At 74.0% G+C, this 1,598-nt stretch carries 1 protein-coding gene; it reads right to left on the minus strand.

The window, feature by feature from the left end; all coding sequences use genetic code 11:
- A partial coding sequence (locus LMU33_RS40745) for a type I polyketide synthase (RefSeq protein WP_228627145.1) occupies positions 1–1,598 on the minus strand: 1,598 nt, incomplete at both ends.

Raw genomic sequence — 1,598 nt, forward strand, 5'->3', positions numbered from 1 at the left:
TCTGGTCGCCGGCCAGGCCCGCGCCCGCCAGTGCCTGACGGATGACGCGCTGCTGGGACGGGCCGTTCGGCGCGGTGAGGCCGTTGCTCGCGCCGTCCTGGTTGATGGCGCTGCCGCGTACGACGGCGAGGACCGGGTGGCCGTTCCTGCGGGCGTCGGAGAGCCGTTCCACGAGCAGCATGCCTGCGCCCTCCGACCAGCTGGTCCCGTCGGCGGCCGCCGCGAACGACTTGATGCGGCCGTCGGCCGCGAGCCCGCGCTGGCGGCTGAACTCGGTGAAGGTGCCGGGAGTGGACATGACCGTCACACCGCCCGCGAGCGCCATGGAGCACTCGCCGCTGCGCAGCGCCTGGATCGCCCAGTGCAGGGCGACGAGCGACGACGAGCAGGCCGTGTCGACGGTGACCGCCGGGCCCTCGAGGCCGAAGGCGTAGGCGACGCGGCCGGAGGCGATGCTGCCGGAGTTGCCGGTGCCGAGGTAGCCCTCGACGCCGTCGGGCACGGAGGTGATCCGGGTGGCGTAGTCGTGGTACATGATGCCCGCGAAGACACCCGTCCGGCTGCCACGCATCGTGGCCGGGTCGATCCCGGCGCGTTCGAACGCCTCCCAGGTGGTTTCCAGCAGCAGCCGCTGCTGCGGGTCCATCGCCACCGCCTCGCGCGGGCTGATGCCGAAGAACGCCGGGTCGAACTCGCCCGCGTCGTGCAGGAATCCGCCCTCGCGGGTGTAGCTGGTGCCCTTGCCGTCCGGGTCCGGGTCGTACAGCGCCGCCAGGTCCCAGCCGCGTCCCTGCGGGAACTCGCTGATGGCGTCGACGCCGCCCAGGACCAGGTTCCACAGGTCCTCCGGGGTCTGCACGCCGCCGGGGTAGCGGCAGCTCATGCCGACAATCGCTATCGGGTCGTCGTCGGTGATCGGGCCGGTGATGCCGGTCTCGGCCCGTTCGGCGTCGGTTGCGCCGCCCAGGAGCTCGGAGCGCAGGTACTCGGCCAGGGCGAGCGGAGTCGGGTGGTCGAAGACGAGGGTGGCGGGCAGCCGCTGCCCGATGGCCGTGCCGAGCCGGTTGCGCAGCTCGACGGAGGTCAGCGAGTCGAAGCCGAGTTCCTTGAAGGCCCGGCCGGCCTCGATCGTGTCCGGTGAGGGGTGTCCGAGGACCGCCGCCACCTGGCCGCGCACCAGCTCCAGCAGGGCGGCCTGCTGCTCCTCGGCGGGGCGGCCGGTGAGCCGCTGCGCCAGTTCGCCCGCGGCGGCCGTGTCCGCGGCCGCGGCCGTACGTCGGACCGGTACCCGCACCAGGCCGCGCAGCAGCGCCGGCAGCATCCCGGTGCTCGCCTGTGCCCGCAGCGCCGCCGGGTCCAGGGGGACGGGCACCAGCAGGGCGTCGGCGGCCTGTTGGGCGGACCGGCCGACCGCGCGGTCGAAGAGGGCGAGGCCCGTGTCGACAGTGAGCGCGGTGATGCCGCCCCGCTGGATGCGTTCGCGGTCGGTGCGGGCGAGTGCGCCGCCCATACCGTCGGCCGTGTCCCACAGACCCCACGCCAGCGACACCGCCGGCAGACCCTCGGCCCTGCGATGCTCGGCCAGAGCATCCAGGAAG

Source organism: Streptomyces barringtoniae, assembly GCF_020819595.1.
Taxonomy (GTDB): Bacteria; Actinomycetota; Actinomycetes; order Streptomycetales; family Streptomycetaceae; genus Streptomyces; species Streptomyces barringtoniae.